Genomic DNA, 7982 nt, shown 5'->3' with positions numbered 1-7982 from the left:
GTGGTTCAGGGTGGCGCCCAGCGGCAGGCCGCTGATGGTCACGGCCAGGGTCTCGCCCGTGATCGCCTCCGGCAGGCTGGTGGCCAGGTTCAGGCTGATGGGCTGGTTCTCCAGCCCCAGCGAGGTACCCAGGTTCAGGTTGGGCACATCGGCCACCGGCAGCACGGTGACCACCAAACTGGCGCTGGCCGCCGCGTCTGTGCCGTTCAGGCCGGCGTGAGCGGTGACGGTCAGGTTCAGGGTTCCGTGATAGTCGGCCGGCGGTGTCAGGGTCAGGCCCGTCAACTGGGCGGCGGCCAGGGTCCAGCTGCCGTCGGCATTGTGTGTGCCGTGATTCAGCGTGGCACCCACGGGCAGGCCGGAAACGGTCACCGACAGCGTCTCGCCCACCACGGGCGTCGGCAGGCCGGCCCCCAGGGTCAGGGCGATGGTGTGGTTTTCCAATCCCAGGGCAGGCAGGACGGTCACGGTCGGGATATCCGCCACCTGTAGGACGTTGACAGCCAGGTTGGCGCTGGCCGTGGCGTCGGTGCCGTTCAGGCCGGCATGGGCGGTGACGGTCAGGTTCAGGGTGCCGTGGTAGTTGGCGGGCGGGGTCAGGGTCAGGCCGAATAGTTGGGCGCTGGTCAGGGTCCAGCTGCCGTCGCCGTTGTGGGTGCCGGCGGACAGGGTGGCGCCGGCGGGCACGCCGGTGACCACGACGGACAGCGTCTCACCCACCACCGGAGTGGCGAGGCCCGCGGTCAGGCTGAGGGCTACCGGCTGGTTTTCCAGGCCTACCGCGGGCAGGGTCACCAGGGTTGGGATATCCGCCACCTGCAGGACGTTGACGGCGACGGTGGCATTGGCCACCGCGTCGGTGCCGTTGAGGCTGGCGTGGGCGGCGACGCTGAGGTTCAGCGTGCCATGGTAGTTGGCCGGCGGGGTGATGGTCAGACCCGTCAACTGAGTGGCGGTCAAGGTCCAGCTGCCGTCGGCGTTGTGGGTGCCGGCCGACAGCGTGGCACCCACCGGCACACCGGTGACGACGACCGACAGCGTCTCGCCCGCCACCGGGGCGGCCAGGCCCGCGGTCAGGCCAAGGGCAATGGGTTGGTTCTCCAGGCCCACGGCCGGCAAGGTGACCAGGGTCGGGATATCCGCCACCTGCAGGACGTTGACCGACAGGTGCGCGCTGGCCGCCGCGTCTGTGCCGTTGAGCCCGGCGTGGGCGGTGACGGTCAGGTCCAGGGTGCCGTGGTAGTTGGCGGGTGGCGTCAGGGTCAGGCCGGTCAACTGGGCGCCGGTCAGTGTCCAGCTGCCATCGGTATTATGGGTGCCGGCGGACAGGGTGGCGCCGACCGGCACACCGGTGACGACCACCGACAGCGTCTCGCCCGCCACGGGGGCGGCCAGGCCGGCGGTCAGGCTGAGGGCCACGGGCTGGTTCTCCAGGCCCACGGCCGGCAGCACCGCCAGGGTGGGAACGTCGGCGATCTGCAGGACGTTGACGGCCACGTTGGCGCTGGCCACCGCGTCGGTGCCGTTCAGGCTGGCATGGGCGGCGACGGTCAGGTTCAAGGTGCCGTGATAGTCGTGCGGCGGGGTGATGCTGAGGCCTGTCAGTTGGGCGGCCGTCAGGGTCCAGGTGCCGTCGCTGTTGTGGGTGCCGGCGGACAGCGTGGCGCCCACGGGCACGCCGCTGACCACCACCGACAGGGCCTCTCCCACCACCGGGGTGGCGAGGCCGGCGGTGATGCTGAGCGCCACCGGCTGGTTCTCCAGGCCCACCACGGGCAGGGCCACCAGGCTGGGGACGTCGGCCACGGGCAGGACGGTGACGGCCAGGTTGGCGCTGGCCGTGGCGTCCGTGCCGTTCAGGCCGGCGTGGGCCGTGACGGTCAGGTTGAGGCTGCCGCTGTAGTCGTGCGGCGGGGTCAGGGTCAGGCCGGTCAGCTGGGCCCCGGTCAGGGTCCAGCTGCCGTCGACGTTGTGGGTGCCGGCGGACAGGGTGGCGCCGGCGGGCACGCCGCTGACCACCACCGACAAGCTCTCGCCCGCCACCGGGGCGGCAAGGCTGGCGGTGAGGTTCAGCGCCACGGGCTGGTTTTCCAGCCCGACGGCCGGCAGGACGGCCACGGTCGGGATGTCGGCCACCTGCAGCACATTGACCGACAGGTTGGCGCTGGCCGTGGCGTCCGTGCCGTTAAGGCCGGCGTGGGCAGTGATGGTCAGGTCCAGGGTGCCGTGGTAGTTGGCCGGCGGGGTCAGGGTCAGGCCGGTCAGCTGGGCGCCGGTCAGCGTCCAGGTGCCGTCATGGTTGTTGGTACCAGCAGACAGGGTGGCGCCGGCGGGCACGCCGCTGACCACCACCGACAGCGTTTCTCCCACCACCGGGCTGACCAGCCCGGCGGAGATGTTGAGCGACACTGGCTGGCTTTCCAGGCCCGCCACGGGCAGGACTACCAAGGTGGGTATGGTCGCCACCGGCAGCACGGTGACGGCCAGGTTGGCGCTGATCGCGGCGTCCGTGCCGTTGATGTCGGCGTGGGCGGTGATGCCCAGGGTCAAGCTGCCGGTGTAGTCGGCGGGCGGGGTCAGGGTCAGGCCGGTCAGCTGGGCCCCGGTCAGGGTCCAGGTGCCGTCGCTGTTGTGGGTACCGGCGGACAGGGTGGCGCCCATGGGCACGCCGGTGACGACGACGGACAGGGTTTCGCCCAGGGCCGGGGCCACCAGGCCCGCGCCGATGGTCAGGGCAATGGGCTGGTTCTCCAGCCCCACGGTGGGCAGCACCGCCAGGGTGGGGATGTCGGCCACGGGCAGCACCGTGACGGACAGGTTGGCGCTCGCCGTCGCTTCCGTGCCGTTCAAATCGGCGTGGGCGGTCACGGTCAGGTTCAGGGTGCCGTTGTAGTCATGCGGCGGGGTGACGGTCAGGCCGGTCAGCTGGGCACTGGTCAGGGTCCAGGTGCCGTCACCGTTGTGGGTGCCGGCGGACAGGGTGGCGTCGGCGGGCAGGCCGCCCACCACCACGGACAGGGTCTCCCCCGCCAGCGGCGTGGGCAGGCCAGCGGCGATGTTCAGGGCGATGGGCTGGTCTTCCAGGCCCACCACGGGCAGGGCCACCAGGTTGGGCACCTCGGCCACCGGCAGCACCGTCACCGCCAGGTTGGCGCTGACCGAGGCCTGGGCCCCCGCCAGGTCGGCATGGGCGGTGACGGTCAGGTTGATGGTGCCGTGGTAGTCGTGCGGGCGGGGTCAGGGTCAGGCCGGTCAGCTGGGCCCCGGTCAGGGTCCAGGTGCCGTCATGGTTGTCGGTGCCGGCCGACAGGGTGGCGCCCGCGGGCAGGCCGGCGACGACCACCGACAGGGTTTCCCCCACCGCCGGCGTGGCGATGCCGGCGGTGATGGTCAGGGCGATGGGCTGGTCCTCCAGCCCCACCACCGGCAGGACCACCAGGTTGGGCACGTCGGCCACGGGCAGCACCGTGACCGCCACGCTGGCGCTGGCCGTCGCGTCCGTCCCGTTCAGGTCGGCATGGGCGGTGACGGCCAGGCTCAGGGTGCCATGGTAATCGGCGGGCGGGGTCAGGGTGACGCCGGTCAGCTGGGCGCTGGTCAGGGTCCAGGTGCCGTCGTGGTTGTCGGTGCCGGCGGACAGGGTGGCGCCGGCGGGCAGGCCGGCGACGGTGACGCTCAGCGTCTCCCCCGCCGACCGGGGCCGCCAGGCCGGCGGTGATGGTCAAGGCGATGGGATGGTCTTCCAGCCCCACCACGGGCAGGACCGCCAGGTTGGGCATATCGGCCACCGGCAACACGGTGACGGCGACAGTGGCGCTGATGGCGGCGTCCGTGCCGTTCACGTCGGCATGCGCCGTGACGCCCAGGGACAGGGTGCCGTGATAGTCGGCCGGCGGGGTCAGGGTCAGACCTGTCAGTTGGGCGCCCGTCAGGGTCCAGGTGCCGTCGTGGTTGTCGGTGCCGGCGGACAGGACGGCGCCGGCCGGCAGGCCGCTCACCGTGACGGTCAGCGTCTCCCCCGCCGCCGGGGTCGCCAGGCTGGCGGCGATGGTCAGGGCGATGGGCTGGTCTTCCAGGCCGACGGCCGGCAGGACCACCAGGTTGGGGATGTCAGCCACCGGCAAGACGGTGACGGTCAGGCCGGCGCTCACCGAGGCCGCGGTGCCGTTCACGTCGGCATGCGCCGTGACGCCCAGGGTGATGGTGCCATTGTAGTCGGCGGGCGGGGTCAGGGTCAGGCCGGCCAGCTGCACGCCGGTCAGGGTCCAGGTGCCGTCGTGGTTATCGGTACCCGCCGACAGGACGGCGCCCACGGGCACGCCGCTCACCACCACGGACAGGGTCTCCCCCGCCACCGGCGCGGCCAGGCCGGCGCTGATGTTGAGCGCGATGGGCTGGTCTTCCAGACCCACCACGGGCAAGGCCACCAGGTTGGGCACGTCGGCCACGGGCAGCACGGTGACGGCGATGGCGGCGTTGGCCGTGGCCTCCGTCCCGTTGACGTCGGCGTGGGCGGTGACGGTCAGGTTCAGGGTGCCGCTGTAATCGGCGGGCGGGGTGATGGTCAGGCCGGTCAGCTGGACACCGGTCAGGGTCCAGGTGCCGTCGTGATTGTCGGTGCCGGCGGACAGGGTGGCGCCCACCGGTACGCCGCCCACCACCACCGACAGGGTTTCCCCCGCAGCCGGCGTCGTCAGCCCGGCGGCGATGGTCAGGGCGATGGGCTGGTCCTCCAGCCCGACCGCCGGCAGGGCCACCAGATTGGGGATATCCGCCACGGGCAGGACGGTGACCGACAGGCCGCCACTGACCGTCGCCTCGGTGCCGTTCACGTCGGCATGGGCGGTGACGGTCAGGTTCAGGGTACCGTGATAATCGGCGGGCGGCGTCAAGGTCAGGCCGGACAGCTGTGCCCCGGTCAGTGTCCAGCTGCCGTCATGGTTGTCGGTGCCGGCGGACAGGGTGGCGCCTACCGGTACGCCGCTCACCACCACGGACAGGGTCTCCCCCGTCGCGGGCGTCGCCAGGCCAGCGCCGATGGTGAGGGCGATGGGTTGGTCTTCCAGGCCCACCGCCGGCAGCACCACGAGGTTCGGCACGTCGGCCACGGGCAGGACGGTGACGGCCACGACGGCGCTGGCCGTGGCCTCAGTGCCGTTGACGTCGGCGTGGGCGGTGACGGTCAGGTTCAGCACGCCGCTGTAATCGGCGGGTGGGGTGATGGTCAGGCCGGTCAGCTGGACGCCGGTCAGGGTCCAGGTACCGTCATGATTGTCCGTACCGGCGGACAGGGTGGCGCCCATGGGCACGCCGCTGATGACAACGGACAGGGTTTCTCCTGCAGCCGGCGTCATCAGCCCGGCGGCGATGGTCAGGGCGATGGGCTGGTCTTCCAGCCCCACGGTGGGCAGCACCACCAGGTTGGGCACGTCGGCCACCGGCAGCACGCTGACCGACAGACTGCCCGTCGTGTCGGCGGTGGTGCCGTTGGCGTCGGCATGCGCCGTCACGGTCAGGGTGACGGTCCCGTTGTAGTCCGCTGGTGGCGTCAGGGTCAGGCCCGTCAGCTGCGCGGAGGTCAAGGTCCAGGTGCCGTCGTGGTTGTCGGTGCCGGCGGACAGGAGGGCGCCGGCAGGCACGCCCGCGATGGTGATGGACAGGGTCTCGCCATCGGCCGGGGCATGCAGCCCGGCGGCGATGGTGAGGGCGATGGGCTGGTCTTCCAGGCCCACCGCCGGCAGCGTCACCAGGCTGGGCGCGTCAGCCACCGGCAGGACGGTGACCGACAGGCTGCCGCTGGCGTCGGCGCCGGTGCCGTTGATCTCGGCATGGGCGGTGACGGTCAGCGTGACGGTGCCGTTGTAATCGGCCGGTGGCGTCAGGGTCAGGCCGGTCAACTGGGCGGTGGTCAGGGTCCAGGTGCCGTCGTGGTTGTCGGTACCGGCGGACAGGGTGGCGCCTACCGGCACACCGGCAATGGTGACGCTCAGCGTCTCACCGGCGGCGGGGGCCACCAGGCCGGCACCGATGGTGAGGGCGATGGGCTGGTCCTCCAGCCCGATGGCGGGCAGGACGGCCAAGGTGGGGGCGTCGGCCACGGGGGTGACGGTGACGGCCAGGTTGGCGCTGGTGGTGGCCTCCACCCCCGCCAGCTCGGCATGGGCGGTGACGCCCAGGGTCAAGGTGCCGCTGTAGTCGGCGGGTGGGGTGATGGTCAGGCCTGTGAGCTGCACGGCCGTCAGGGTCCAGGTGCCGTCACCGTTGTCGGTGCCGGCGGACAGGGTGGCGCCGGCCGGCAGTCCGCTGATGGTGACGCTCAACGTCTCCCCCGCCAGCGGGTTGGGCAGGTTGGTGGCGATGGTGAGGGCGATGGGCTGGTCTTCCAGGCCGATGGCCGGCAGCAGGGTCAGGCCCGGGGCGTCGATGCCCACGCCGACATGCACGGTGTCGGGGGCGACCGTCACCGCCAGGGTGCCGGTGGTGTCGGCGCTGGTGCCACCCACCTCGGCATGCGCCGTGACGGACAGGGTCAGAGTCCCGCTGTAATCGGCCGGCGGCGTCAGGGTCAGGCCCGTTAGCTGGCCGGCGCTCAGTGTCCAGGTGCCGTCGTGGTTGTCCACGCCCGCCGACAGGTGGGCGCCCGCCGGTACACCGGCCACCGTCACCGACAGTGTCTCACCCTGTGCCGGATCGACCAGGCTGGCGGAGATGCTCAACGCGATGGGTTGGTCCTCATGCCCCACCGACGCCTGCAGGCTCAACACCGGCGCATCCGCCACGGGCGCCACCGTGATGGACAGGGTGCCCGTGGTGTCGGCAGTGGTGCCATTGACCGCAGCCTCCGCCGTGACGGACAGCGTCAAGGTACCGCTATAGTCATGCGGCGGAGTGATGGTAAGGCCGGTGAGCTGAGCGCCGGTCAGGGTCCAGGTGCCGTCGCCATTGTCGGTGCCGGCGGACAGGGTGGCGCCGGCGGGGACACCGGCGATGGTGACGCTCAGGGTCTCGCCATCGGCCGGAGCGTGCAGGCCGGCAGCGATGGTCAGGGCGATGGGCTGATCCTCCAGGCCAACGGCGGGTAGGATCGCCAGGGTAGGGGCATCGGCCACCGGGGCGACGGTCACGACCAGGGTGCCGGTGGCACTGATATCCGTGCCGTCCAGCGCGGCATGAGCCGTCACACCCAAATTCAGGGTGCCGCTGTAGTCCGTTGGGGGGGTGAGGGTCAGGCCCACCAATTGATCGCCGGTCAGCGTCCAGGTGCCGTCATGGTTATCAATGCCGGCGGACAGGGTAGCGCCGGCCGGAACACCATCGATGGTGACGCTGACGGTTCCAGAAGTACCCATGACGGGCAAGCCGACGGAGATGGAAACGCCGATGGAATGATCTTCCAGGCCAAGCGCCGGTGACAGCGTCAGGCTGATGGAGGCACCTGTACCTGGATCGGTGTGTCCACCGGTGCCAGGATCGGTCGTCCCACCGGAACCCGTGCCGGTGGTCGGATCAGTGCCGTGGTCGGTGCCGCCGGTCCCGGTTGAGGGATCGGTGGGTGTGGTGCCCGTGCCGCCGCTGCCGGTGGTGGGGTCTGTCGTGCCGGTACCGGTGTTGCCGCCGCCGGCCTCAACGCCGCCGGAACCCGTGCCGGTGGTCGGATCAGTGCCGTGGTCGGTGCCGCCCGATCCAGTCCCGGTTGAGGGGTCGGTGGGCGCAGTGCCGGTGCCGCCGCTGCCAGTGGTGGGGTCGGTCGCGCCGGAGCCGGTGTTGCCACCGCCGGCCTCGACACCGCCGGAACCCGTGCCGGTGGTCGGGTCGGTGCCGTGATCGGTGCCAGCAGAACCGGTCCCGGTGGAGGGATCGGTGGGCGTGGTGCCCGTGCCACCGCTGCCGGTGGTGGAGTCTGTCGCGCCGGAGCCGGTGTCGCCGCCGCCGGCTCGACACCGCCCGAGCCCGTGCCGGTGGTCGGGTCAGTGCCGTGGTCG

The 7982-nt window shown here is 71.7% G+C and carries 2 protein-coding genes and 1 pseudogene; 1 reads left to right on the top strand and 2 read right to left on the bottom strand.

What is annotated here, in order from left to right; all coding sequences use genetic code 11:
- Both I55_RS06565 and I55_RS06560 read right to left on the bottom strand, forming a co-directional pair.
- Positions 1-3135, bottom strand: a pseudogene (locus I55_RS06565) (cadherin-like domain-containing protein); the annotation flags it as partial.
- Between the two features lie 149 nt (positions 3136-3284).
- Positions 3285-7349 (bottom strand): Ig-like domain-containing protein, encoded by a 4065-nt coding sequence (locus tag I55_RS06560; RefSeq protein ID WP_148293598.1) that lies wholly within the window; start codon positions 7347-7349, stop codon positions 3285-3287.
- Positions 7350-7548: 199 nt separating this feature from the next.
- On the opposite strand from I55_RS06560, the gene I55_RS35740 reads away from it, so the two are divergent.
- Positions 7549-7824 carry a hypothetical protein gene (locus I55_RS35740; RefSeq protein ID WP_148293597.1) on the top strand — a complete coding sequence of 92 codons (276 nt, stop codon included), beginning with the start codon at positions 7549-7551 and terminating at the stop codon, positions 7822-7824.
- Positions 7825-7982 lie beyond the last annotated feature (158 nt).

The sequence above is a fragment of the Azospirillum sp. B4 genome (assembly GCF_000333275.1).
In the GTDB taxonomy this organism is placed as follows: Bacteria; Pseudomonadota; Alphaproteobacteria; order Azospirillales; family Azospirillaceae; genus Nitrospirillum.
This window is presented reverse-complemented; position numbering and strand designations above follow the sequence as displayed.